This is a genomic window from Neolewinella antarctica (genome assembly GCF_011927835.1).
Lineage (GTDB): Bacteria > Bacteroidota > Bacteroidia > Chitinophagales > Saprospiraceae > Neolewinella > Neolewinella antarctica.
In genome coordinates this window covers 409,375-435,467 of sequence record NZ_JAATJH010000003.1, presented here as the reverse complement: position 1 = coordinate 435,467, position 26,093 = coordinate 409,375, and the positions used below count along the sequence as shown (strand labels likewise).

The window sequence follows — 26,093 nt, the reverse complement described above, 5'->3', positions numbered from 1 at the left end:
ATTGGTAATGGCAACGACGTGCCTACTCTTACTGCTCTTCACCTCCTGCCAAGACCTCGCCGGCAAAAAGGTGATTTACCTCGCCCACACGCTACCAACTTCCCACCCGGTTCACCAGGGGATGGAGGTTTTTGCCGAGTCCGTCCGTGCAAGCTCGCAGGGACAGCTCGACGTAAAGATTTTCCCCGACGGACAACTCGGTTCGGAGCGGGAAGTACTCGAGTTGCTCCAGATCGGCAGCATCGCGATGACGAAAGTGAGCGCGGCGACGATGGCCAACTTCGCACCCGAATACCAGGTGCTCGGCGTGCCTTATCTCTTCCGGGACAAGGACCACATGTTCGACGTCCTCGAAGGACCGACCGGGAAGGAGATTCTGGAAGCGGGGAGTGATTACCTCCTGAAAGGACTCTGTTTCTACGACGCCGGCAGCCGCAGTTTTTATACCGTCGACAAACCGATCAAAACGCCGGAAGACCTCAGTGGGATGAAAATCCGGGTAATGAGTGCGCAGATGTCGGTGGACATGGTCAACGCCATGGGCGGTTCGGCGACGCCGATGTCTTACGGAGAATTGTACTCCGCACTCGAACAGGGCGTCGTGGATGGCGCGGAGAATAATCCACCGAGTTTCGTGACTTCCCGACATTACGAAATTGCCAAATATTACACGCTGGACGAGCACAGTTCCGTCCCGGACGTCCTCGTAATGGGCACGGAATACTGGGGTACGCTGGACGACCAACAGCAGGCGTGGGTGATGACCGCAGCACGCGAATCCGCCGAGGCGCAAAAGCAATTTTGGAGCGACAACGTGGAGGCAAGTATGAAAATACTGGCTGAGGCAGGCGTGGAAGTATTTCGCCCGGAGAAATCGCTTTTTGCGGAAAGCTCAAAATCGGTCCTGATCGAATTTGGCAAAGACGAACGAATGAGAAAATTAGTAGAAAGTATCCAAGCGCAGTAAGAAGTCTGTAGTCTGTAGTCTGTAGTCTATGGTCTATGGTCTTGAGTACTAAAGACCACAGACCACAGACTTTCACTCCCCCCCGAAAATGAAAAAATGAAAAATCTCTACAAATCAATCAACCGGATCATCGAGATCTTCTTGATTGTCATCTTCGCCCTGCTGGTGGTGGACGTGCTCGGCCAGGTGCTGAGTCGGAAGGTCTTCGGGCAATCCTTTACGTTTACCGAAGAGCTGGCGCGCTATGCTTTGATCTGGTTGACGATCCTCGGGGCGGCTTACCTGAATGGCCAGCGCGAGCACTTGGCAATGGATTTCTGGCTGAATAAGCTTTCTCCGGAGAAGAAGATTCAACGCCTGCGCGTCATTGAACTGATCATGGCGGGTTTTGCGCTCGTCGTGATGGTGATCGGTGGGGGCAACCTTGTTTATACGACTTTGCGACTGGGCCAGTTATCGGCGGCGATGAGTATTCCGCTCGGCTTTATCTACGCCATCGTTCCGTTCAGCGGCTTGTTGATCATATTTTATAGCTTCTACAATTATTCGCGACATGAGTATTGAGATGATTAGCATTCTTATGCTCTTCGCGAGCTTTTTTGGCTTGTTGTGGTACGGCGTTCCGGTGGCTTACAGCATCGGTATTTCTACTACGGTGACGATTCTTTTGAATATCGCCCTGCTGCCCGGTATCACGACCGTTGCGCAGCGGATGACGACGGGTATCGACAGTTTTCCGCTGTTGGCCATCCCCTTCTTCGTGCTGGCGGGTGAGTTGATGAACCGGGGTGGCGTGGCGAATCGACTAATTAATCTGGCAAAATCGCTCGTCGGGAGTTTGCCGGGTGGACTGGCTTACGTGAATACGCTGGCAGCGATGCTTTTCGGAGCGATCTCCGGGTCGGCGGTGGCAGCGGCTTCGGCCATCGGTAGCGTAATGACGGACCGGATGGAGTCGGAGGGTTATCCCCGGCCATTCAGTGCGGCTTTGAACATTACGGCTTCGACTACGGGCTTGTTGATCCCGCCGAGTAACGTGCTTATTATTTACGCGCTGGCGAGTGGTGGGGCGGCTTCGGTGGAGGCACTGTTTATTGCCGGTTACGTGCCGGGTATTCTGGTTGGTTTGGCACTAATGGGCGTTGCGGCGGTAATCGCCTACAAGCGAAAATTCCAACGTGGGGAGCGAACCTCACTGGGGCAGATCTGGCTTGATTTCCGGCGGGCATTCTTTAGTCTCCTGATGCTGGTAGTCGTCGTGGGCGGTATCGTCCTGGGCTTCTTTACGGCCACGGAGGCGGCGGCGGTCGCGGTAGCTTACGCGCTCGTTTTGGGGGCGGCTTACCGGACGATCTCCTTCAAGGACTTGCCATCAATCATTCTCAATAGCGGCAAGACAACGGCGGTGGTAATGTTCCTGATCTGTACGAGCATGGCCATGTCGTGGTTGTTCTCCTTCGAGGGCATCCCGCAGTTGATGACGGACTTCTTGTTGAATACGGTCAGCAATCCGATCCTGATCTTTTTGCTGATCAACCTGACGCTGCTGGTCGTCGGTACGTTCATGGACATGACGCCGGCCGTGCTAATCTTCACGCCGATCTTTTTACCGGTGGTGGTTAGTCTGGGCATGGATCCGGTCCACTTCGGTATCGTGATGGTACTCAACCTTTGTATCGGACTCTGTACGCCGCCGGTGGGGACGATCTTGTTCGTCGGGGCGGGGATTGCGAAGATTTCCGTGGCGGAGGTCATCAAGCCACTGTTGCCTTTCTTAGCGGCGATGATTGCGGTTTTGATGTTGATTACTTTTTTCGAGGACATTACGCTTTGGCTGCCGCGGGTGTTTGGATTATAGGTCTTGCGGAATTCCTTTGATATTAGGGATTAACAAAGACCCGGGGTACGAATGGATGGTGTCCCGTTCGTACCCCGGGCTAGCTAGTGTAGCCTTTCAGGGCACGGAATTTTGCTTATTCTCTTGGTTCCTACCATGTTAACTATGCACCTGCGGCCGCGCCATTCAATTTTTAAAGTGACTTAAAAGATTTTGATCGTCTCAGCCATGACTATTGGTTGAAAGTAAAAGTCAGTCAGGGATAAATATATTGCTGATAAACGCTTTGGAGGCTGGATACCGAGGCTTAAGTGAAATAGCAAAAAAGGTGCTTAGCACGTACTCGTATTGCATTCATCCCGAAATGTGACGCATGGTGCATCAAAATATCTTCACTTAGCTACCGGATTTACTTGACATTATTAATAAGAAGCAATCTTCGCTCATATCAATACAATCATTTATACATAGAAAAAAGACCACTAACGAATTACGCCGCTACTGACACCACTTGGCAGTGGTAGTAATTGCTAGTATTCGTGCCGTCACTTCATATATCTCGTCGGAGCTAATAAGTGCTTCATCCGCATTGACCTACCTTCGCCGCTACTTCAATTAAATTATACAACCGTACTACAGCCTACCGGCTCGCGGCACACCTTCTAATTCCTCTCATGAACAGAATTCTACTCACTACCGTAGTCCTCCTTTTTCTCACTTTATTCAACACCCCCGCATCCGCTCAGCAGGTGCTCAGTCAGTTTAGTTGGGACAATTCAACCAACCCTCTGCAAGCCGACGTAGGACCAAATGGGGTAGAGATCAACCAGTTCGCTTCCGTGAAACCGCGGCAGGACGGTAAAGGCAACGGACTAGCCGCGGGGGCAGACCCAACGAAGGCCGATATTGACCTCCGGCTTGCCGACAGTTCGATCTGGGACGTGCCGGGCATCGAGGTCACTTTCGATTTCTTACGCAATGAAGATGTAGGTAACATTATGCGCCGAGGTCTATTCAGCTTCGGGCGAGCTGCCGGTGCTTTCGTCTCCTACGCCGTCAGAGACGGGGCGGGTGGTTTTACCCAGGTGAGTTCTGAAGTATATGAAATAACCCGGGGCGACAGTATTTACCACAATTATCTCTTTAGGTATGATTCAGAAACCGGCGATGGTCGTTTGTTTCTGGACGGGGCCCAAGTTTGGGAGAACCCCGTAAAAACACCCGGGCAAGTCCTATACTGGCAAGGGGCTGGTGATATCGTGATCGGTAACCAGATTGATGACAGCGGACTGGGCGATGCCGTGATCGACAACTTTAGCTTCACGCAGGTCGGGGCGACCAGCTTGCCAGTCGAGCTTACCTCTTTCGAAGCTAGGCCCGACAAAAACCAGGTAAATCTCGTCTGGCAAACCGCCTCCGAGACGGATAACGATTACTTTACCGTCGAGCGATCCGGGACAAATACGGAGTGGAAGGAGCTTACCCGCCTAAACGGCTACGGCAGTTCCGATGGCACTAAAGATTATCAGGCCACCGATGCCAACCCGCTACCGGGCGTCAATTATTACCGCCTCAAGCAGGTCGATTACGACGGCCAGTACGAATATTCGACCATTGAGTCCGTCCTTTTTGCAAACGAAACTAATGGCGAGCTAGTAATTTATCCGAACCCTACCGCTGGCGTAGTAAACATCGAGTTAGGACGCGCCGGTGATGCTGCCCAATTATTCGATAATTACGGACGGGAAGTGACTGCGCTGGCGGTACCAGTCATCACCTCCGACCGGCAATTACAATTAGACCTGACCACCCTCCCCGTGGGCGTTTACCACCTGCGCAGCGGCGACCGAATGGAACGCATCGTTAAGCACTAACTTATTTAGGCACTGGTTGCCATGCAAATTTTTGGGATTGTTAGCCCGGGTTACGAACTGGCTTTGCCCGGCTTCGTAACCCGGGCTTTTTGTTTTGGAGCGTACCTTATCGCACCTAATAAAAACCCACCACGCATGCGTTACCCACTTTTCCTCTCTTTAACCGTATGCTTCGCCTGCTCCTCCGACCCGGCACCCGGCACTGGCGATCCCGATAGCTATCGGGACAACAGCACAACCAGCGGCCTCGCCCCCACGGAAACCTCCCAACCCGCCCCCGGCGTCACGCCCGAATCCCCCATATCGGGCGACGCTAACGTGGAGTTCACCGGACTAACCGGCTACCCCAGCACCGATGTCATCAGAGATTGCGCGTGTGCGCTATCCATTGATGGCGCGTACGACGAGGCGGACGAAACGGCTTATTTGTTCGTGTATAATTTTGACGAAGGACCCGGGGTGCTGGGTATCAATGGGGAGGAAGTCGTTTTGGAATGGAATAAAAATCAGGGAACCACCGATTCAGCTGATGGGCTGGATATTTATATCCACGAAAATGACCAGTACCGAGTAACCTCTAAATTAGTGGACGAAGGCCCGGCGGGTGACGAAGGGCGCATGTATTCCGGGACGGTGCGCGTGGAGGACAAAGAAACCGGTAAATGGCGGGAAGCCCGCATCATGGGCGACTGCTCCTGTTAATAGGTTGAGGGCATCCTGCCCGAACGGCCATGCGGTAGCGCTGCCGCCGTGACGTTCGGGCAGGATGCCCTCAACCTTTAGCGACCATACTTTTCGATGAACTCCGCCTTTAATTTAATATATACCGGATCGAGCTTAGCCTCATCCCACTTAACCTTAAAAATTCGCGCCGCCTCCGCCTTCACCGGGTCTTCCGGCTGCCGGGGCAACTCTTTGCGGCCGTGCGCACCACTCACTCCTTTCTTGTCGTCCGGGACGGGGCCGTCATATTTCTTACCACCTTTGTGGTTGGCGTAGCGCCGTGCACGTGTATACCCCATCTGGATAAATTTCCGCGCCATATCGGCACCGACGAAATCACCCTGCTTCAGGTATTCCTGAAATTGCGCCCAGATCTTTTCCGAAGATTCCGTCGCAGTTTCCGGGTCCTTAAATCGCCAGTTTGGTAGTATCTCGGACTTGTAGGGTTCGACGGAAAGAACGCCCTGCTCTCCGCGGCCGATGGCGTAGAGATCAGGGCGTTCCCGAAAGTCGGTGGTTTTAAAATCGATATCGTAGTCGAAGGCACGCATCAGTTCACGGCAGATTTGGCGAATACTTCAATCATCTTCTCGTTGAAGGCGGGAATGTCATCCGGGTTGCGGCTGCTTATCAGGTTACCATCCACCACGACGGCTTCATCGACGACGTTCGCACCGGCGTTCATCAGGTCGGTCCGGATGGCCTTAAAGGCGGTCATTTTCTTACCCTTCACGAGGCCGGCCGTGATCATCGTCTGGCTACCGTGGCAGATGACGGCGATGGGCTTGTCCTCACGGGCGAAGTGGTCGACAAAAGCGAGGGCGCTGCCGTTGATGCGCAGTGCATCGGGGCTCATCAGTCCGCCGGGGAGGAGGAGGGCGTCGTAGTTGCCGCCGTCGGTTTCTTCGTCGAGCACGACGTCTACTTTGTATTCATCGCCCCACTTATCGGTGGCCCAGGCTTTGATTTTACCGGATTTAGGGCTTACTATGTGGACGGTCGCGCCGGCGTCCTGCAGGGCTTTACGAGGTTTGGTGAGTTCTACTTCTTCGAATCCGTCGGTGGCTAAAATGGCTACTTTTAAATTTGATAGTTTCATACTGATGGTATTTTAAAGTTGCTAATCACCCTACGCAACTGGGTTATGCCACAAAAGCACACAATCACAAAAGAATAAGTAAACGATGCTTCGGCATAGCGGTAAGCCGCTTTTTTTGCTTTTGTGTTTTTGTGGCCAAATAATTCGCGTTACACCAATTACTGATGCTGCTTCTGCAACGGGGTTTCGCGCGTTTGGGTTCAGTAAAAAGTGGCGTGGCCGCAGGTGCTAGGAAGTTTGAAATGAGCAAAGTAGCCGGGGCCGCGTTCTAGAGTAAACCCCAAATCTTGGAAATCTGGACCTGCCCCAAATGCCAACGCGAATTCTTCCGCAAGAACCAGCAACATTACTGTAGCGAGCACACCATCGAAGATATCTTCGAAGGCAAAGCCGCCGATGTCGTCCTGGCCTTCGACGCTTTACTGCTAGCCGTAGCTGAATGGGAGCCCCAGGTAATCGGCGCCGGCAAAGCGGCCATCATTTTTAATAATGGCAAAGCCTGGATGGTCGTCCGCGCCCTCAAGACCGAGCTGGATGTTTCTTTCTTTTACGAATCCATCCTCAAAAGCCCCGTCATCAAAACCGCGCGGCTGGATAACATGGGGAAGAACAAATACGTCCACCAAATTCGCTTGCGCGACGAGACGGACGTTACGCCGGAAGTTGTGGACCTGCTGCGAAAGGGGTTTGACTTTATGCTTTCTAAAAAGCCGATGAAGCGGAAGAAGGCGGTGGCTAAGAAAAAGAAAAAGCCTTCCAAAAAGAGTAGCTGAATTCTATCACCTAAGCCTTGTATCCTTACGCATCACTTGTAGAAAGATCGGAACACATAAAAACACAAAATAAAATATAAGCACATAGTGGTGGGAGGACGCTGATTTCACTAGCTTATGCTTTGTGCTTTTTCCATACTACTGGACATTTTCCCCGGACGCTTGGAGGACCTCAACAATTGCGCCTTCGGCTTCACGGCAGAGGACGCTCCAAGGTCCTCAAATAGGATTTTGGAACCTTGGAGCGTCTCGAAACTAAAGCGTAGCGAAGGGTTTCGAGTCCTCCAAGCGTCCGATTTGAAAATGTCCAGTAGCGTGGTTTTTTTCTTCCTTTTGTGCTTTATGTGTTAAAAACCAATCGTTCGTGCTTGGTAGTGATACCAAATACGCAAGTTCAATTATACAATCAAAGATTTCAAATAAGCTAAATCCTCTTTCTCAAGCAAAGGACTTAACTCATCAAAAACCCGGCTATTATAGTCCCCCAACCACTGCACCTGCGGCCGCGTCATCATATCTTCCACAACCAAGCTGCGGTCGATCGGATACAAAGTAATCGTTTCAAACTCCAACCAGCCGGCGCGATCAGCTTCCCGCACGACAACCAAGTTTTCCGTCCGAATACCGTACGTCCCTTCTTTGTAATACCCCGGCTCATTACTCAAAATCATCCCGGCCGCCAGGGGGACGCGACCGTTCGGGGCGTCCACGCGCGAATGAATCCCCATCGGCCCCTCGTGGACGTTGAGGAAGTAACCAACCCCGTGACCCGTGCCGTGGCCGTAATCCAACTGGGCTTGCCAGAGCGGCATCCGGGCCAGCACGTCGAGCTGAATACCGGTCGTCCCCACCGGAAACTTGGCCATGGCCAGGTCGATGTGCCCCTGGAGGACGCGGGTAAAGTTTTCCTTCATTTCCTGGCTTACTTCACCGAGCGCAACCGTGCGGGTAATATCGGTCGTCCCGGAAGTGTACTGTCCACCGGAATCCAATAACAATAAACCCTCCTTCTTAATCCGTGCCGAGCCCTCTTCCGGCGCGCGGTAGTGGATGATCGCGCCGTTCCCGGCGTAGCCGACGATGGCGGGGAAGCTGTCGGTCACGTAACCGGGCTGCTGGCTGCGTAATTCGGTCAATTTGTGGGCTACTTCAGCTTCGGTGACGTTATTTTTTTGTAGCCAGCTGAATAATTTTAATAGCGCAACGCCGTCCTGTTTCATTGTGCGACGGAGGTGACCGAGCGCGGCGTCGTTTTTGATGGCTTTCCACGCGGGGATGGGGCTGGCAAAGTGACTGCTACGTTCGTTTCCGGCGTAAGTGGCCAGCCGGGTGGAAATAGTGGCCCGATCGAAGCCGATGTCGGCGTCGGTGGCGTTGATGCGGCGGAGGAAAGAGCTAATCTTCTTATAGTCGTGTACTTCGAGGGTTTGACCATCCCCAACTTTATCGGTCCAGGCATCGAAATCTTTACGGGCGGCGGCGAAAAGCGTGTGATCGCCCTGCGTACCGACAATTAAATACGCGACGCAGAGCGGATTAAAATCAATATCGCTCCCCCGCATATTCAGCAGCCAGGCGACTTCGTCTAAAGCGGAAACGACGTAATAATCGAGGTCGTGCGCACCCTGCCAGGCCATCATTTTTTCGATACGGTCCTGCCAAGTTTCGCCGGCTAGATCGGCGTCGTGCTCGAACACGGGTTTGCTCGGCACGTCCGGGCGGTCGGGCCAGATGCCGCGGATCAAGTCTTCTTCAACGATCAAATTTAGTTCCTGTTCCTCCAGTTTTTTGCGCAGCCGACGGGCGATCGCCTCGCTAACTACGCGGCCGTCAACGCCAACGTTTTGGCCGGACATCAGCGTGCTACCGAGCCACGCTTCGATGCCGGGCGTCTCCGGTAATCGATCCTTCATGAGCCCGATTTCGGTATCCGCAAGTTGAGCATTCGCCTGAGAAAAATAGCGGCCGTCCGTCCACAATTTACTTTCGTGAAGGGTGACGACGAGCGTCCCGGCGCTGCCCGTGAAGCCACTGAGCCACTCGCGGGCCGCCCAGCGGGGGGCGGGGTATTCGGACTGGTGTGGGTCGGTGGAGGGGACGATGTAGGCGTCGATCTGGTGTTCCAGCATGGCGCGGCGGAGGGTGGAAAGTTTTTTGGCGGTGGTCATTTCTTGAGTTCTTGGCTGCATGATACGAAGTTGGCGCCTTTATTCCCATCCCCCTCGCTCAAATCCCCCTTACATGGCACCCGCGACCGCGCATGATAATCTGGCGCGGTCGCGGGTGCAATGAAATACGGTAGGAGCAAAAACGTACACGGCCCACCGAAAGCGAACGCCGTACCTTCACCGCATGAAGGCTCCCAGAACATTCCAGCGCTCCCAGGCACGTAACTCCCGTACTCCACCAGGTCTCGACCGACCAAAGGACGACATCATCGGAATGCGATTAAATAAATACCTCGCGCACAGTGGCGTGGCTAGCCGGCGGCAGGCGGCGGAGATCGTGAAATCCGGAAAAGTAAGTGTGAACGGGGAGGTACAAAAGAGCCCCGGCTACCAAATCGAAGCCGGCGATAAAGTTACCGTCGGCGGCAAAGAAGTGTCGGTGGACGACCAGTTTGTCTATATCCTTTTAAATAAACCGAAAAACGTCATCACGACCACCTCGGATGAATTAGACCGGACGACCGTCATGGACCTTCTCGGTGACCCTAACCTAGATAATTACCGCCTCTTCCCCGTCGGCCGCCTCGACAAGGACACCACCGGCTTATTAATAATCACCAACGACGGCGACACCGCCAAGCGCCTCACCCACCCCAGCCACGAAGTCGTCAAAACCTACCACGCTACCCTCGACCAGGAATTCAGCAAAATGGACCTCGCCAAATTAGAAATCGGCTACGACCTCGAAGACGGCCCCTTCAAAGTAGACTGGGCGCGCTTAGCCAACGAAGACGACCCGACGACGGTCGCCCTGCAAATACACATTGGCCGTAACCGGATCGTCCGCCGTGCTTTTGAGGAACTGGGGTATACCGTACAGAAACTCGACCGGGTTTATTTTGGGGGCTTGACCAAAAAAGATTTACCGCGGGGGTTTTGGCGGTTTTTGGGGGAGGAGGAGGTGCGGATGGTGCGGCACTTTAGTTAAGAGCGTGTCTAAAAATTGCAGGTTGTGATTTTGTCTAACGACGAAATTATCATCTGTAGAGCGATTGAAGTAATAGAGTACCGTTCGGTAAGGGGAAACTGATCTGGCAAATTCCTCCACTAATCCCCCGTACGAACTAGCCAAAGGATGGCATCGAAAACGTCCCGAAGGTCATACTTACGTTTGCGTTCAGTTGGTAGATATTGTTTGATTTTGTCCCACTGGCTGTCAGTTAACTGAGTCTACTGCTTGATCATATCTTATCTTTAATTTAGCGACTCACAAGATATGGCTGACAGCCTTTTGGCTTCCGTCTGAAAAAGTGTTCGCAAATTTAGACATGCCCTGAGAAATACTGATTAAACAGTCTCACGTTTTATGTGCTCTAGTAATTGATCATTTGATTCATAATCTCTTCTATAAAATACCCGAATAATCTCGCCGTTATGCAGTTGGTAAAATATATCACATAATTTTAAACAAATATCTAAATGGTGTGATGCTATAAGAAGTGAGCACTCAGATAAATATTTGGAAATGATTAATTCTAATGAAGTTACGGTAGTGGAGTCTAAATTAGCAAAAGGTTCATCCAAAAGTAGTACCTCAGGCTTACCCATCATGGACACTAAGAGGGCAACTTTTTTCTTATTCCCCGTGGAAAGACCTGAGATACGCTTATTTAAAAATTGATCAAGGGAGAGTGCGTCGGTCATAAAACCTAGAAATTCTTCATCTGCCACCAAATTCTTGATATCCCCAACTAACCGCAGATAATCTTGTACAGTATAGTTTTCCATGAATGAATATGGATTATTTAAATAACCCATTCGAAATCTATGTACTATTTGGTTGTAACGTATTTTTTTACCAAAAACAAAGATATCCCCTGTATCTGGCGACGCACTGTTATTAATAACGTTCAGGATCGTACTTTTCCCTGAACCATTAGCGCCAAATAATGCAACTTTTTCCCCTGAAGCAATTTTTAGATTCACTTTGTCTAGGGCCCTGACGTCAGAATAATGTTTACTTACATTAAGTAGAGAGATTACTTCCTTTTTTCTGCTGTATAGGTTAGCTGATTTCATTATCCGTATTGTTAAAATAAGTGAAGCTAGACTCACTAAGAGGTAGGCCTCTATGCTTGGAGGGATTAAGTAAAATGCATACGACGTAATCCAAAACGATACAACCATTCTAATAAGATTGTTATTCGCAGGAATAATTGATATTGACACGATTGAGCACAGTAATAACAAACACAAAAAATGAATGGTGCGAGCCATGTACTGTAACGCAGAAAAAGCGTAAAGTGTAACGAAGGAAAATAGCACCAAAAAAAGAAATGGTATGATTATTATTAATAATGACGATAATTTATCATCTATTCCAAAGTGTGTCAAAAACGCTTTGAAAATCAAATTCCGCTTATACAACTCCCTGATGAATATTACCGAAAACGATAGCGTGAACAAATCTACATAAAAATTAGATATGAATAAACTATTAATTACGGAAATAAGGAGCAACAATGGAATCGCCCAGAATGAGAACTCCTTAGTAGAATTATAACAGGTCCAATAAAGCATTCTTAGTATCATATCCTGTTGCTGAATAGTGAAAAACCAAGTAAAGAATACAACGCGCAACTCAGAATCAACTTTAACCATAAATAAGGACCAAGTGAATAAGCAAACAGCCCACTCCAGGGGCTCCACGTCACTACTGATAAGTTATCGTCATTTGCATTCAAATAATATAAAGAAATAAGCGATATTAAATTAAATATCTGCAGGTACAATGGTAGATCCATAGCAGAAACCGATTCACTTATACGATTTACCAACACCGTTTGAAAATATATAAAAATAGTTAAACCAAGTATTCCGACTAACAAAATTAAAATATCAAATAACGATTCTTTATACAAAGATAAAATTCCAATACTAAAAGTTATTACCATTAAATTGATGATTGGATTAGTTGCTATTCTTTTCACGTTAGCGATCATAATGTCTCTTCTCGTGACGGGTAACGTCTCGTAACTTGCCATTAAAAACTCTTGGCTGCGCTCTCCCGTTAGAAATATAGTGATCAAAACTGATAACAGAACGGCATAGAAAATCATTAACTTTACTACGTCAATCAATAAAAAGCTTACGTTATTAAAATGTAAAACACTGAATACTATTATCTGCACCAGAATAATAGTATAACCGAGTATTGGTAGTTTTAAAATTTTCATTAAAAATTTTTACTTTAAAAAATGTAGTCAGAAAATATAGAGCGTGTTTAAATCACCAAATCCTCTTTTTTGGGGCCACAAAAACACAAAAGCACGAAGCCGTTATTTCACATTACTGCCGTGACGCTCTTTTGTGTTTCTGTGTTTTTGTGGCAGAAAACCTTTTGCGCTGAGCTATTTTTCTACTCAAACCAAGCAGCATATTCCAAATAAGCCCCCGCAATCCGCTCAATAGTATCCTTCCGCTGCGCCGGGTCCAGATCTTTTATCTTCTTAGCCGGAATCCCCGCATAAATCGAATTCGCCTCACAAACCATCCCCGCCGGAACGACCGCCCCGGCACCGATGATGACGTTCGACTCCACTACGGCATTATCCATCACGATCGCCCCCATTCCGATCAGTACCGAATCGTGAATCGTACACCCGTGCACGCAAGCCCGGTGGCCGATGCTGACGTCGTTGCCAATCGTCGTCCCCGCCCGCTCGTAAGTACCGTGGATGATGGCGCCGTCCTGAATATTAACCCGGTCACCGCAGGTAATGTGATTAACGTCCCCACGCACGACGGCCGTAAACCAAACGGAGCAATTATTCCCCATAGTCACTTCACCGATCAAGGTAGCGTTCTCCGCCAGGAAAGTACCGGACCCATATTTGGGGCTAAAACCACGCACAGAAATTATTAAAGCCATATAAATTTTAATTTCTAGTCACCAATCCAATCTCTATCCTCTTTATTCTTTCCTCTATACTCCAAACACCCCAGACTAAAGACCAAAGACCCTAGACCAGCCTAAGCCACCTCCGCCCCCCGCGCCGCCTCCAAAATAACGAACCAGTCCTGCCGGTCCAAGTCAACCCCCAGCGCAGCCCTAGCCTCGACCAATCGTTCCGCCTTGGTGGTGCCAACGACGGGCAACATACCGGAAGGATGTTTAAGTAACCACGCCAACAAGATGACGTTCTCCGTAGTATCGTGCTTTTTGGCAATCATCCTCACGGCATCACGCAGGCGGAGCACGATCGTGCTCTCGCCATTAAAGTAGCGCTTGCCCCCCAGGGGGCTCCAGATCATCGGTTTGAGTTGGCGGCGGAGCAGCTGGTCGAAGGTGCCGTCGAAGAGGAGATCGGAGTGTAATGGATTGCACTCCACCTGGTTGGTAACGAGGGGGAAGTGATCATTAAGTAGCTCGAACTGGCTCGGCGTAAAGTTGGACACGCCGAAGTGTAGGACTTTACCACTGTCTTTAAGTTCCTGAAAGGCTTCGGCGACTTCGACCGGGTCCATGAGCGTATCGGGGCGGTGGATCAGGAAGACGTCGAGGTAGTCGGTGCGTAGGTTGCTCAAAGACCGTTCGGCGCTCTTGATAATGTATTCCTTACTGGTATCGTAGCTCTTCACGCGGTTTTCCGGGCGCCGGGCGGTGACCAAGCGGATACCACATTTACTGACCAGTTGGAGCGAGCCACGCACGGACGAGCCGAGGGCGGCGAGGGCTTCACCAAAGTCGGATTCGGTGGAATAGTGACCGTAGATGTCGGCGTGGTCGAAAGTGGTAATGCCGTTATCGAGGCAGGTGCCGATGAGTTCGGCCATCTCGTTGGTGGACAGCTTAGCACCCCATTCGCCCCAGGTCATCGTGCCGGCTACGATGCGGGAAAGGCTGGGGCCGTTGGGGGCGAGTTGTATTTGGTCTGGGAGCATGGGGGCAAAGATATGTGATGGGTGGTTTGTGGTAAGGAGTGGACATAAAAACCACAAAAAGAGAAAACCAAGCACAAAAAAATAGGCGGCTGTTCTTCCGTCTCGTAACACCTTTCCGTGCTTTTCTTTTGCTTCTGTGTTTTCTGTGTTAAAAACAATCCCGTGCCCCGGTAATAAACGGGACAAGCCACCGGTAGACGCTCCGATCCTATCATTCCGCCAAGAGTTCTTATTATAGCACTTGCTTTAAGCCCCTTTCAACCGGTATATGAACAACCCCCTCTCCCAAAAAGACCTGGACTGGAATGATTACCTCCGGGAAGCCTACGTGCGCGGCTGCGCGTTCGTGCCCGGCCCGGTGGACGAGCCGACGCCGCTGCTGATCGGCCGGGACGCGATTTACGCCCAGACGCAGATCATGCACCACTTTTTGCGCTCGTCGAAACAAGCGCCGCTGGACAGGATTACTAAACTGGTCCGGGGCCTGGACTGGCGCGGATTCTTGATTCCCGCGGATTGGTTAGCGGAAGACCTTACGTCGTTAACACCACGGTTGCGGAGGCTGGAGGACTGGGTACTGCATTTCCGGCTGGGTCATTATCTCGAAATGATTCACGAGAAACGTTTTTCGCCGGCTACAGAAGGTATTCCCCCGGAGTTGGTGGCAATTTTCAACTTCTTGCCAAATTACACGCACCTACTCCGCAATTCGTATAATCATTCGGTACTCGTGCCAACACTGAGCGGCCCGGCGATGAAGGAGCGACTGCGGGTGGAGCAATTACTCGAAATCATTTTCGCGGCGGCGCGGACGGTAACCGGGCGGCACGAGAGCCCGGAAGATTTGAATCGGTTGGTGGCCAGCGCCGACGATGCCGTCCAGGCTTATTTCCGGCTGCACCTCAAGCTGGTGATCGTGCCGGGGTTTCAAAAGGAGCACGATGCGGCCGACGGCACGGAGTTCCACAACGAGACCGCGCGGCTGGAGAAAGACTTTTATCAGTATTGCGGCGCGGACGCGGGTGCCATGCAGATTCGGGAAATGATTGCGGGCGACTACGCGAATAAGCTTCCTGACTGGACCACTCGAATCATCGAGTCAACCAGGCAAGCTACCGGAACGAAATCTATCTTCGACCGCATTGCTAATTATGTCATTAACCCTGCACCTGCCCCGATAGCTATCGGGGCGCAAAAGGTTAAGCAATCCGACCTCGATGCTAGAGTTAGTCGTCTAAACCCCAGGCAGTACAAGCGCTTACTGAATAAAACGGGCGTGCCCGAGATTGCAAACGCCGCCCACCGGGCTCACCAACGGCGCCTGGTCGGCATCCTCAACACCCTCACCGCGCCGGCCCTGCGCTGGAAGCTAACTAAGGGTGCGGCCGTCCCCGACTTCAACTACCGCTCGAAAATCAACCACGCCGACCGCTACCGGGAATTTGCCGGGCTCCGCGAGCAGGAAATCAAGGAAGGGGAACACCTCGCGCGCCTCCTCCCCCGCCTGCGGGACGCCCGTTCGACCACTACCCTCGCAAAGATGACGGAGGAGGCCAAATTCCGGAACCGTTACGTCCACGCCCACTGGCAAAAGGCCCACGACGAACGCCACGCGCAGTTGGAAGAAGTCGAGCGATTCCGCGACGCGAAAGCCGCGGAGTACGGCCTGGTCGACTTCCAGGGCAGAGACTTCGCCCGGGAGCTTTACCTCGACGAAATCGTCCGCATCGAGCAAGAAATTACGCCCTTCGTACCCTACGTTCGCCAGGCTTTCAAGGCCGCCCTGCCCGTACGGCGCACCGTCGAGTTTACGACCAACCGCCACGCAATCGACGGCCCGGAATTCGATCCCGAAATCCTCGTCCAGCCCGAGAAATACCTGCGCGGCGAGGTGATGAAAACTTTCCGCGAAAAACGCCGCGAAATTCCCATCGCCCAGGTCAATGCTTTCTGCCTCGACTATTCCAAGTCGATGACCCACGAGCCGATGCGCAACCTCTTTAAACTCGTCTTCCTACTCATCCTGGGTCTCGAAGACCGGAAGACGTTCGACGCGATCTATTTTTTCGGTAGCGACTTCATCAACGTGGTCGATTTTGGAAAAGGCTACACCGACCGCCAGCTCCTTTTTCCCATTCTGCGGTTCTTATCGACCGTTCAGGGCTACCAGGTCTATTACGCCGGCAAGGGCTACACCAACATCAGCGCCGGCATCGACGAGAGCCAGGGCCGGGTGGTCGACTTCGCCGCTTCCCTCGCCGGAGAAGACCCCGATCTCCGCCTGGTCCGCTCCGTATTTATGCTCACCGACGGGGAGCCAACCGGCGGGATTTTCGACCCCGATAAACTCCGCGATTTTATCGAGGAAAAGCGGGAGGGCGGCACCATCGCCATCAAGGGCATCTACCTCAACACCGGCGACAACGTCGGCAGCACCGTCACGCATATTTTCGGCGCGGAGCACACCGTGGAGACGGACAGTTTCGAGCACGCCGTGACGACTTTCGTGAACCTCATGACGGCCACTTACAAGGAGCAGCGAAGAGCCTACCGCCGGGCGTTGCGGAACGCCGATTTGCCCCCCGTACTAACCCCTGATACCGAAATCGTATGAACTTGCAGCAACTACAAAACATGGATGCCTCCGTGTGGGCCGACCACTTCGTCGAGCCGCACACCGAAGCGCTTTTTCGCCGCGACCTGCGGGGCAACTGGTACGACGTGGAGGGCGTCCGGCTCACCATCCCGATTTTCCTGCGCGGCGACGTGCTGGTCAACTTACCGGGTAAGGTCGCGCGGCGGTCCTACGGATTTCGGGGGCAGGAACTGCTGGTGAGCCCCGGCTACACGCTCATTCAGATCGGCCGGCAGGTGCTGAATGGTCAGTTGGAAGCCGTGCGGTACTTCGGTGAACGACTGGCGGGTCTGGGGCCGGGGTACGTTAAGTTTTCCGGGGGCGAAGCGTGGCAGGAAGTGCTGCTGGGGCTGAGCCGGCGAGCATTCATCAACGAAACCGATTACCGCCCGCTACTGATCAACGGGGAGGAAATCGTGCGCCACGCCGGTACGGAACTGCACGGGGGGCACCGGTACGAGGTTTTCCAGTCCGCCACCCGTTTCTACGTGCTGCGGGGCGGGAGTGACGAACTCGTCACGGTAAACGGTGCACCGGCGGACATCGGCTTCAATACTTACCTGCGCTTCGGCGAATACGAACTGGCCCGGGCGTTCCAACAACGCACAAGAACGGACGGTAAGTCCGTGGGCGACGAGCGGGACGAGCCCGTACCGAGTAACCAGGGCTTCTACGTCAACCTCCTCACCGGCGAACCCTTCCGGGTGGCCGCCCTCGGTGACGTCCCGATCCTCGGCCTCGCCGAGCTGGACGTGCCGGGGAAATCGTTGTACCAGATTCAGACGGCGGAAGGCGCCTTTGTCTTCGACGCCAAGACGGACGACCTGCTCACGATCGACAACGGGTTGCTACAACCCGAATCCCTGCACGTCCACCCCACTTTCCCCCACCTATTTTACACCATTACCGTTGCGGGCCAGGAAGTGATCTGTGACCAGCGGACGGGTACGTCGCTCGCCCTCGGGGAGGAAGGCTTACGGGTTAGTAAAATCACCGGCCAGCCCGAAGACCGGCTACTCAACGCGCGCACGAGCCGCGGGGCCGCCCTCGTTCTCGACACCATCGACGGGCTGGATGAATTACGCCCGGCCACCACCGACGGCCGCCGAATCGTCGAAACGCTCGGTAACCCACACCGCATCAGTGGCCTGACGCTGCAGCCCGCCCTCGTGCAACGGCTGGGTGGGCCCGTCCCCCGCGTGCTGGTGATCAGCGATTCAGAGCTACCGATCTTCACCCTTCCTACGGATTTACTGGCGTACGACGATCAAACTAAAGCATCCGCCCACGCGGGCGCGGAGATTGTTTCCGTAGACTTCACGACGAAGGTACTTGCCGGTAAGGAGGCTTATTACCGGGCCAAATTCCTGACTTACCAAGGTGCCGAAGAATCCGTGCTGCTGGACGCCAGCAACGGCCGGCCGCTCCACCTGGAAGGCGCCGGCCACCGCAACGAACTCGTCACCGGCCTCGTTGAAAGTAGCCTCACTAACGCGCACTTTCTCGGCGAACACCAGATGATCGGGGCCCATACCCTGACGGAAGACCAGAAGGAAAGTGAAGTGCTCTTCAGCCTCCGTAACAACCGCAGTTGGCTACCTTTCTACGACGGCTTCCTCCCGATCTTCCGCCGCACCGTCCAGCCAACCAACGCGGAGCAGGACTGGCACTACGACCTCTTCGAGCTACGTGAATCCTCCGGCTCGGGGGAATACGTGGCCGTGGAGAAAAAAGCGCCGCACCGGTTGCTGGCGCAGCGGGTTGACGGCAAGCTCGTGCCTAAGATTATTACCACCAAGGACCGCTCTTTAATTAACCCGGAAGAGGTTAGTCAGTGGCGGAAGATTTTTGCGGATGCGGGGGTTTTGGTGGAGGTTATTTGATTTGTCAGTTACACATCTGATGAACTCCTTAAAGTATACGCTCCGCGCACACTTTAAGGAGATGCATCCGATGACCGCCGTTGGCAGCAGCGCAGCTAGAACTGACTTCAAGCTATCCAGCATTACTCAAGTTTAGATTCTAATAATAAATGAAACAGGAGGTCAAATTTTAAAAAGCTCAATGAGCCTCATGACAGTTCTCATCGGATGCATCTTTTACAAATTGTTGCGCAGCAATAACTTGTAAAAGTTCATCAGATGCGTAACTGGCGCCCTAATCAAAACCCAAAAAATGAAACCAAACACCACCCTAAACCTATGCCCCCTCCCCAACCACTTCACCCCCGACACCCACACCAGCGTCGCCGGCGCCACCCCGGAAAGCATCCACGTGCTGCACGGTGAGACGGAACTGGAGGACATCACGGTCATTACTTACCACGGCATACCCGCGCTGAGTTTCTACGACGTTTACGGCCGGTTAATTGACGTGGATCACTACCTGCCGGACGACTACGTGCGCCACGACCGGGCGGGCAGGGACGCTTTTCTGGCTTCACTGAACTTAAAAAAACACGCGGGTTTGGACAAGGCCCACGCCTTTCCGGAAATCCTTACTACCGTAATGAACGCGGGGGCGGGTAGCCTGGCCGCCGGGTTGCAAAAGGAGTTTCATCTAGTGACGGATGAAGCAACGGAACGCGCTTTTTACGTGAAAAATGGCCTTCCCGAACGACCGACGGAAGCCGAACTGCTGCGCGGCCACGACAACTTCAAGGATTTTCTGCTCGATTACCTGGGCGTTCAAGTGGAGCAAATTAACCGCCACGTCTACTTTACCCCGGTCGGCAACATCGTCATCACGCCGCTGGAAAAACAGGTCGGCGTGGCCGTCATGATCGAGACGAAGGACGAGCGGGGGCGGCCATTGCGGGTGCGTGATTGGCGCATCACCCGCACCCACACGAAGCCGCAACTGGACAAAGCATTGGTCTTTCGCCCGGACGACATTCAGAAGTACTTCGACCTCGCCGCCGGGGCGCCTTCCGTCAAAACGACGCGGTACGAAATGCGCGTGCGGGGTAGCCAATTAATGTTCGACAGCCTGCTCGACGAAACGGATAACCTGCTGAGCATCACGGCCCACGGCGGCTGCTACCAGACCCTGGCCTCCGACCCCGAGGTCGTCGTCATCCTGAGCGGCCCGCGGGAGGTGACGATCGTGAACGCCCGCAAATCCATCGTGCCGCAGCGGTGGGTCGACACGGTCACGCTCCCCCAGCCGGCAACCTGGGTGCGGGCGGGGGAAAATTTGTCCGTCCTGTTCTGTTTGCTGGAATCCGGCAACGTCGTGGCCTACGACATTACCGGCGCGAAAACGACGGAGCTAGCTAGTCTGGCCGGGAATTACCGGCCGGGCTTCTGCATCGATCAGACGGGGGCGCTGTCGCTGGTGCAGGGTTCGGGGGGCGGGAGCGAGGGAAGTGAGGCGGGCGGCCAGCTCGTCCGGGTAGCCACCAATTTGACCGACCTGGAACTCCCCGGCCAGGAAGCCACCTTTACCGCCGTATTCGATAACCTGAGCCACCTCTTCCGGGGCGAAAGCCTTTTCACCAAGGCCGTCTACGCTAAACCGGCCGCTGAGGTAGCGCCCGTAGACGAAAAGGTCCTCCCCTCCGCCATTGAGATCGCCCGGTTCGACTTCGAAACCAACGTCGACCACCTGCTCGCCACCGCCGGTGAAGACTACGATAAACTACTGGAGACACGCGAGAAGATCGCCATCGCCCGCCGCAACATCACCGAAGAATTTACTTCCCTGGCCGAGAAAAACGGCATCCGGCTCGTCGGCCAGCGCCTGCAGCAGACCATCAACAACATCGTCCGGCCCGCCGAGCGGCGCGTTACCGGACTGGTAGAATCCATCCGTGCCCAACAACTCCTGACGGAGGCGCGGGATTTTAAAACCGATCTCCGGGATAACCCCGCCCCCGGTGCCTACCGCGACGTACTCAACGCCATCCGCGCCGCCGACGACGAACTGCGCCACATGGCCCCGGAAAGCACGAGCGGACTCATGACCGAGTTTCGCGCCATCCAGACCGAGCTGAACGAGCTGTTTAGCCGCCAGATCGCAGAAGACGGTAACGCGCTCCAAACCTTCATTACTAAAGAAATCGAGACGCTCGAATCCGCCATCGAGCACACCCACGATCCGAAGCAACTCGAAAGTCTGCTGGCCACCCACCCGGCCGCCCTGGAGCTGATGAGCCTGCTTAAGCAACCCTTCGTCCTCCAGAGCATCGCCCAGGAGCGTAGCTTCAGCCCGGCCGGCATCCAGACCCGTCTGTACACGGCCGTCGACGAGCGCCTGACCGTACTCAAAGAAGAGGAAAACCGCAAGAAGGCCAAGCGCAACGCCGCTAAACTCCAGCTCGCCGGCATGGTGCGGGAGGCGATCGACTTTTTCATCACCCACCACCGCGGCGGATTTAGTGACCTGGAACTCTCCAAGACGGCCAGCTACCAGACCATCCTTCAGGACATTACCAAGCTCGAACGGCAGTACGGTGATACCCGCCTGGGCAGCGAACTTCGCCTGCGACTTGAACGGGTCATCCTCGACAAGAACCGGAAGAACCTCGAACGAACCATCGCCCACGAGGGTAAGTACGCCTTCGTCCAGAACGATGCCAACCTGTTCGTGGATTTGGAAAGCACGGTGCGTACGTTCCCCAAATGGAGCCTGGAATTAATCGAGAAATCCGGACAGGCCAATCGCTACCTAGCTACTTTCATTCGGGATTCCGACCGGGAGGTATTCCGCCCCACCACGACCGAAAATTTACGGAGCGGCCGCTCCTTCGAGGTCGACGGGGAGGACGCCGGAGAATATCTGCGCCAGTACCAACACTACGAGACGGCGGAGTACGAACTACCCGTACTGGAGGCCGTCTGGTCGATCAGCCAGGGGAAGAACAAAGCGGGTGACTTTCCTCAGTTTACCGGCGAAACACTGAAGGGGCTCCTTCCGTCCGACGAAACCGCCCGCCGCGCCCTCGGCGCCGCCCGCGAAAAGAAACGCCGCGACCGGCTCGAACGGACACGCGACCGCAATGTACCCGAGATCAGTCCGGAATTTATCGACGAGACACCTTACTTTCAGGCGAAGCTGCGCGAGTTTTTCATTAAGGCCAAACTACAATTGGGCACGGGTTCGGGCGTGCTACTGCTATCCGGCCCGCCGAGCACGGGTAAATCCGCCTTCCTCAAGTTCGCCGCCGCGCTGATGAACCGGGAGTACTTCGAGCACGCCGCGGATAAATGGCAGACCAAGAATAGCCTCGTGACGGCGGTACGTTTCGGTGAAAACGGTCCCTACACTACTCCGGCCGGCTTTACCCGGGCGATCACTACGGCGCACAGCCTGATCAACATTGAAGAGATCAAGGAATGGCCGGAGGCACTGCGTAAATCGCTTAACCCGTTCTTCGCCGGCAGTAAAGACTTTACCGCGCCGGACGGGACGGTCTACAAAATCGGCGACAACATCTTGCTGTGCGCCGCGGCGAACCTCGGGGCCATGTACCGGCAGGAAGATGAAGCGTTTACGGCGGATTTCTGGTCACGCATCGAGGTGGTGGAATATGATTACGCGCCCCACCACATCGACCAAGCTTACTTCGCAGAACTTCACCAGCCCCTCAAGCACGAACACTTGACGATGGGGGACCTTGTCCGCGCGGAATTTAGCCTAGCGGAAACGACCGGCGAGGCCGACCAGCGCGCCCGGCAGATCGCGCGTCGGTTACTCACGTTCCTTCTACTTCCGAAAGCCGACGACCAGGTCAAGCGGGATCGGCTGCGGCAGGAGATGAATAATTTCTTTGAGCGGCCGACTAGTAATACCGGTGTTTACGGGCCGGAAGAAGCCGCAAAGGTGGCTTTACGCCGCATCAAGGACCTTCAGCAATTCAGCCCGGGTCAGTTTTTCGATCTGTACGATCACTACGTGAACGGCGCGGCGCTGCGTGACCCGGCTTTCGCCCGGTGGCAGACGACCGACCTTACGCGGTACAAGCACGTGCGGGTAATTTTCCTGACGCTCTGGTATCTGGAGGGTTGTTTGCGCCACGTCCGGGAGTTGTTCGTGCGGAGTGGTGGGCAGTCGGAGATCGAAGGGACGAATCGGGAGTTCATCAGCTCGGTTTATTTGTTGGGTTTAATGGGGCAGCTTGCGGACTGACCTATTTTTTAACCACACAGTTCACAAAGAACACAAAGCCGGTCATACTTCCCTTCGGCACATTCTCTACTGACATCTCTTTGTGACCTCTGTCCCCTTTGTGGTAAAATTCTTTTTGCACCGATATCTTGCCAGCAATTTCTGCTCCTTCCCGATTTTCATTGCACCCGCGACCTCGCCCGGAGCTCTACTAAACGATGAGGAAAACAAAACTACCTTAGCCACATGAAATACCTAAACCTACTGGTCGCCATCCTCTTCGCGCTCGCCGCCTACTGGCAACTGAACGACCCCGACCCGACCCAGTGGATCGCCATTTACGCCATGGTGGCCTACGTAGCCGTGCGTCATTTCTTTGGTGGTTTGCGGCCGATCGTGGCGCTGCTGCCGGCCGTGGCGATTTTTGTTTTTTGGTGCACTTACGTGCCCGCTTTCGCGAATTGGGTGAGCCTGGGGATGCCGAGCATTACCGGTTCCATGGCGGCGGAAAATGAGTACGTTGAACTAACGCGGGAGTTTTTGGGGCTTCTGCTGGCGTGGGTTACGCTGGGGGTTTACGCTTATCTCAGTAGTGGGGCAACCCGACGAAGTGCGGAGCTTACGCAGTAAAACAATTTGGTTGGCGCGCGAGCCCCGCTCGCACTATTTCACAGTAGCCTTGCACCCCACCAAACCCTTAAATAAATACCACTTACGAACACGAACGGTGGTTTACGGTCCTATTACCACACCTAAGACATTCTTATTTTGAAAACCACTTTCTTTCGGTTACTCCTCCTCTCCTTACTGTTCATCCCCACGCTAACTTTTGCCCAGGGCGAGGGTGAAGAACTGATTAAAGTAGGCGTGATGGACTCGCCCCCGTACTGCATCAAAGGCGCCGAAGGCAACTGGAGTGGTCTCAGCGTCGAACTCTGGCGCCACTTGGCCGACAAAGAGCATTTGAACTTCGAATGGGTAGAATTCGACGACTTGAAAGCGCTGAAGAAGGGCATAACTGACGGAAAGGTCAGCGTTTCCATCGCTAGTAATCTGGATGGCGAGCTCGTCGATAACGCCCGTTTTTTGCAACATCACTACATGACTACCCTGGGCGTGGGCCGGCCGATCTACAATAAGATGTGGAATACATTTCGCAACGTGTTCAGCATGCAGTTACTCTGGATTGTTCTCTCCCTGAGCGGACTGCTGTTAATTATTGGCACCGCCATCTACTTCATCGAACGGGGCGAGAACGAGGACCAATTCGGGGGGGACCGAAGCCTGTGGGAAGGCATCGGCAGTGGCTTCTGGTGGGCGGGCGTGACGATGACCACCATCGGCTACGGCGACAAAGCGCCGATGACGCTTGGCGGCCGGATCTTGGCTATGCTCTGGATGCTCGTCGCCCTCGGAGTTTCGGCTAGCCTTACGGCATCGATCGTGAGCGCCATCGGTGAGAACAACGTGATCAGTTTTCCGGATGATTTGACGGATATGCGCGTCGCCGTCCCGGAGAACTCTCCCGCGGCGGACTTCCTCACCGACGAGGATTATGAGTTTACTGAATTCAAGGGAATCAAAAAGTCGCTGAGATCTCTCAAAGAGCAGGACTTTGACATCGTAGTCGGCGATGCTACGGCACTCCGTTACGTCATCAACAATAACTCGAACATCAGCGCCTCCGTGACGGCCACGAACACCTCCCCGATCTCTTACGCGATCATGGTGCGGGAAGATAGTGGACTGTACGACCGGCTTGACCAGCACCTCGTAAAGTTTATCCTTAGCCCGACGTACCGGCGGATGATGCAGGAATACGGCAACGGAATCCATTAATCTCGTCGTAACCAGATTCAAGTGCAACTGGCGGTGTCGCATTACTTTAGCTTATCCTTCAGTACCCATATTAGATAACCATGACCGACCCGATTGAAGAGCTCAAACCCTTCCTGCGCACCGACGACCGGATGTTACTCCGGGTAATTTTGGGCCTGGCCATTCTTTACGCGCTGATTTCCGTATTCGTGCTAACCGTTGCTAACACTGACTTCGACCAGGGCATCACCTTGTTCCTGCAACGCGCGCAATCACCCGGGCTAGATGCGCTGATGGAGTTCGTCAGTTGGTGGGCTTCGGTGCCGGGGGCGTGCATCGTGATTCTGGGGATGAGCCTGATCTTTGCGCTGCGCAAGCGGTACGTCGAGGTGGCTTTTATGTTTGCGCCGCTGCTATCCATCCCGGTTATTTCGTTGATCAAGCGGGTCGTGGGGCGGTCGCGCCCGACGGCGGAACTAGTGCGGGTAGCGCGTGATTTTCACAACGAATCTTTTCCGAGCGGGCACGTCGTTTTTTACGCCGTGCTGTTCGGCTTCGTTACCTATTTAATGTACCGCCACTGGACGATCCCCAACTGGCTGCGCGTGCCCATCGCCGGGCTGAGCGTCTTTTTGATCGTTACGGTTCCCTTCAGCCGGATGTACCTCGGGGCGCACTGGTTTACGGACGTGACGGCGGGGCTTGCGCTGGGTTGTATGCTGTTGATTGGGTTGGTGATGTGGTATAACCGGGTGATTCGGGGGAAACGCAATAGCGGACGGGCCGCTGTTTAACTCAGAGCGCGATCGTCTTGGTTAAGTGCGGAATTCGCTTTGGCTTCGCGGGTATCCGGGAAATGACGTAAAAAGCAGGGATTAGACCATATCCAGATGCGCCCGGCGGAAAGTTAGTAAGATTGCGGAGGTGTCACCGGGCCGAATGCCCCAAAAGCTGTTCGCTACGGCCGTCGTGCTAGCCAATTCCCAGTCATCCTGGGCAGCTCCGTTGATGGTTTTATCTAGCCTGATCAGATCCGAATCACTTTTAAAATTGCCTTTTATTCGGACCGTTTTGTATTCGTAGTTGTGCATACTATTTCGTTTGGCCCGCAAGATCGCTTAGCGACGGGAAGTAGCGGGTAGCTTTC

21 protein-coding genes and 1 pseudogene are annotated in these 26,093 nt (G+C 53.7%); 13 read left to right on the top strand and 9 right to left on the bottom strand.

The window, feature by feature from the left end; translation table 11 throughout:
* The first annotated feature begins 7 nt into the window (after window positions 1–7).
* The 5 genes from GGR27_RS11715 (at window position 8) to GGR27_RS11695 (ending at window position 5,380) form a co-directional block, all read left to right on the top strand.
* Window positions 8–967: a TRAP transporter substrate-binding protein gene (locus GGR27_RS11715; RefSeq protein WP_168037636.1), complete on the top strand. Its 960-nt coding sequence runs from the start codon at window positions 8–10 to the stop codon at window positions 965–967.
* 96 nt (window positions 968–1,063) lie between these two features.
* Window positions 1,064–1,531, top strand: a complete 468-nt coding sequence (locus GGR27_RS11710; RefSeq protein WP_168037635.1) for a TRAP transporter small permease — start codon at window positions 1,064–1,066, stop codon at window positions 1,529–1,531.
* Window positions 1,527–2,825 carry a TRAP transporter large permease gene (locus tag GGR27_RS11705; protein ID WP_168037740.1) on the top strand — a complete coding sequence of 433 codons (1,299 nt, stop codon included), beginning with the start codon at window positions 1,527–1,529 and terminating at the stop codon, window positions 2,823–2,825. Before GGR27_RS11710 ends, GGR27_RS11705 begins: the two co-directional genes overlap by 5 nt.
* A 653-nt stretch (window positions 2,826–3,478) precedes the next feature.
* On the top strand, window positions 3,479–4,678 hold the full coding sequence (locus GGR27_RS11700) for a T9SS type A sorting domain-containing protein (RefSeq protein ID WP_168037634.1): 1,200 nt from the start codon (window positions 3,479–3,481) through the stop codon (window positions 4,676–4,678).
* A gap of 135 nt (window positions 4,679–4,813) precedes the next feature.
* Entirely contained in the window at window positions 4,814–5,380 is a 567-nt protein-coding gene (locus GGR27_RS11695) for a hypothetical protein (RefSeq protein WP_168037633.1), read from the top strand.
* Window positions 5,381–5,457: 77 nt separating this feature from the next.
* Here GGR27_RS11695 and GGR27_RS11690 read toward each other — a convergent pair whose 3' ends face one another.
* Window positions 5,458–5,952, bottom strand: coding sequence for a DUF4385 domain-containing protein (locus tag GGR27_RS11690; RefSeq protein WP_168037632.1), 495 nt, complete (start codon window positions 5,950–5,952; stop codon window positions 5,458–5,460).
* Window positions 5,952–6,500 carry a type 1 glutamine amidotransferase domain-containing protein gene (locus GGR27_RS11685; protein ID WP_168037631.1) on the bottom strand — a complete coding sequence of 183 codons (549 nt, stop codon included), beginning with the start codon at window positions 6,498–6,500 and terminating at the stop codon, window positions 5,952–5,954. Before GGR27_RS11685 ends, GGR27_RS11690 begins: the two co-directional genes overlap by 1 nt.
* Before the next feature lie 287 nt (window positions 6,501–6,787).
* Between GGR27_RS11685 and GGR27_RS11680 the strand changes: the two genes are divergently transcribed.
* Window positions 6,788–7,273: a DUF5655 domain-containing protein gene (locus GGR27_RS11680; protein ID WP_168037630.1), complete on the top strand. Its 486-nt coding sequence runs from the start codon at window positions 6,788–6,790 to the stop codon at window positions 7,271–7,273.
* A 398-nt stretch (window positions 7,274–7,671) separates the two neighbouring features.
* Here GGR27_RS11680 and GGR27_RS11675 read toward each other — a convergent pair whose 3' ends face one another.
* Window positions 7,672–9,462 (bottom strand): aminopeptidase P family protein, encoded by a 1,791-nt coding sequence (locus GGR27_RS11675; RefSeq protein ID WP_168037629.1) that lies wholly within the window; start codon window positions 9,460–9,462, stop codon window positions 7,672–7,674.
* Between the two features lie 163 nt (window positions 9,463–9,625).
* On the opposite strand from GGR27_RS11675, the gene GGR27_RS11670 reads away from it, so the two are divergent.
* Window positions 9,626–10,429, top strand: a complete 804-nt coding sequence (locus GGR27_RS11670; RefSeq protein ID WP_168037628.1) for a pseudouridine synthase — start codon at window positions 9,626–9,628, stop codon at window positions 10,427–10,429.
* A 119-nt stretch (window positions 10,430–10,548) separates the two neighbouring features.
* Here GGR27_RS11670 and GGR27_RS20590 read toward each other — a convergent pair.
* The 5 genes and pseudogenes from GGR27_RS20590 to GGR27_RS11645 all read right to left on the bottom strand — a co-directional run.
* A pseudogene (locus tag GGR27_RS20590) lies at window positions 10,549–10,653 on the bottom strand (transposase); the annotation flags it as partial.
* 135 nt (window positions 10,654–10,788) lie between these two features.
* Window positions 10,789–11,520: an ATP-binding cassette domain-containing protein gene (locus GGR27_RS11660; protein WP_168037627.1), complete on the bottom strand. Its 732-nt coding sequence runs from the start codon at window positions 11,518–11,520 to the stop codon at window positions 10,789–10,791.
* 509 nt (window positions 11,521–12,029) lie between these two features.
* Window positions 12,030–12,677 (bottom strand): hypothetical protein, encoded by a 648-nt coding sequence (locus GGR27_RS11655; RefSeq protein WP_168037626.1) that lies wholly within the window; start codon window positions 12,675–12,677, stop codon window positions 12,030–12,032.
* A gap of 182 nt (window positions 12,678–12,859) precedes the next feature.
* Window positions 12,860–13,372, bottom strand: a complete 513-nt coding sequence (locus GGR27_RS11650) for a gamma carbonic anhydrase family protein (RefSeq protein WP_168037625.1) — start codon at window positions 13,370–13,372, stop codon at window positions 12,860–12,862.
* 101 nt (window positions 13,373–13,473) lie between these two features.
* A complete protein-coding gene (locus tag GGR27_RS11645; RefSeq protein WP_168037624.1) occupies window positions 13,474–14,385 on the bottom strand; it encodes an aldo/keto reductase in 912 nt (303 codons plus the stop codon).
* Between the two features lie 268 nt (window positions 14,386–14,653).
* Between GGR27_RS11645 and GGR27_RS11640 the strand changes: the two genes are divergently transcribed.
* The 6 genes from GGR27_RS11640 (at window position 14,654) to GGR27_RS11615 (ending at window position 25,740) form a co-directional block, all read left to right on the top strand.
* Window positions 14,654–16,999, top strand: a complete 2,346-nt coding sequence (locus GGR27_RS11640) for a vWA domain-containing protein (protein WP_168037623.1) — start codon at window positions 14,654–14,656, stop codon at window positions 16,997–16,999.
* Window positions 16,996–18,903, top strand: a complete 1,908-nt coding sequence (locus tag GGR27_RS11635; RefSeq protein WP_168037622.1) for a hypothetical protein — start codon at window positions 16,996–16,998, stop codon at window positions 18,901–18,903. The genes GGR27_RS11640 and GGR27_RS11635 overlap by 4 nt, the downstream gene beginning before the upstream one ends.
* Window positions 18,904–19,195: 292 nt before the next feature.
* Window positions 19,196–23,149, top strand: a complete 3,954-nt coding sequence (locus GGR27_RS11630) for an AAA family ATPase (RefSeq protein ID WP_168037621.1) — start codon at window positions 19,196–19,198, stop codon at window positions 23,147–23,149.
* Between the two features lie 225 nt (window positions 23,150–23,374).
* On the top strand, window positions 23,375–23,758 hold the full coding sequence (locus GGR27_RS11625) for a transmembrane 220 family protein (protein WP_168037620.1): 384 nt from the start codon (window positions 23,375–23,377) through the stop codon (window positions 23,756–23,758).
* A 138-nt stretch (window positions 23,759–23,896) separates the two neighbouring features.
* Entirely contained in the window at window positions 23,897–24,967 is a 1,071-nt protein-coding gene (locus GGR27_RS11620) for an ion channel (protein WP_168037619.1), read from the top strand.
* A gap of 80 nt (window positions 24,968–25,047) precedes the next feature.
* Complete coding sequence (locus GGR27_RS11615; RefSeq protein ID WP_168037618.1) at window positions 25,048–25,740, top strand: phosphatase PAP2 family protein; 693 nt, start codon at window positions 25,048–25,050, stop codon at window positions 25,738–25,740.
* A gap of 81 nt (window positions 25,741–25,821) precedes the next feature.
* Here the strand turns inward: GGR27_RS11615 and GGR27_RS11610 are convergent, their stop codons facing one another.
* Window positions 25,822–26,037 (bottom strand): DUF4177 domain-containing protein, encoded by a 216-nt coding sequence (locus GGR27_RS11610; protein ID WP_168037617.1) that lies wholly within the window; start codon window positions 26,035–26,037, stop codon window positions 25,822–25,824.
* Window positions 26,038–26,093 lie beyond the last annotated feature (56 nt).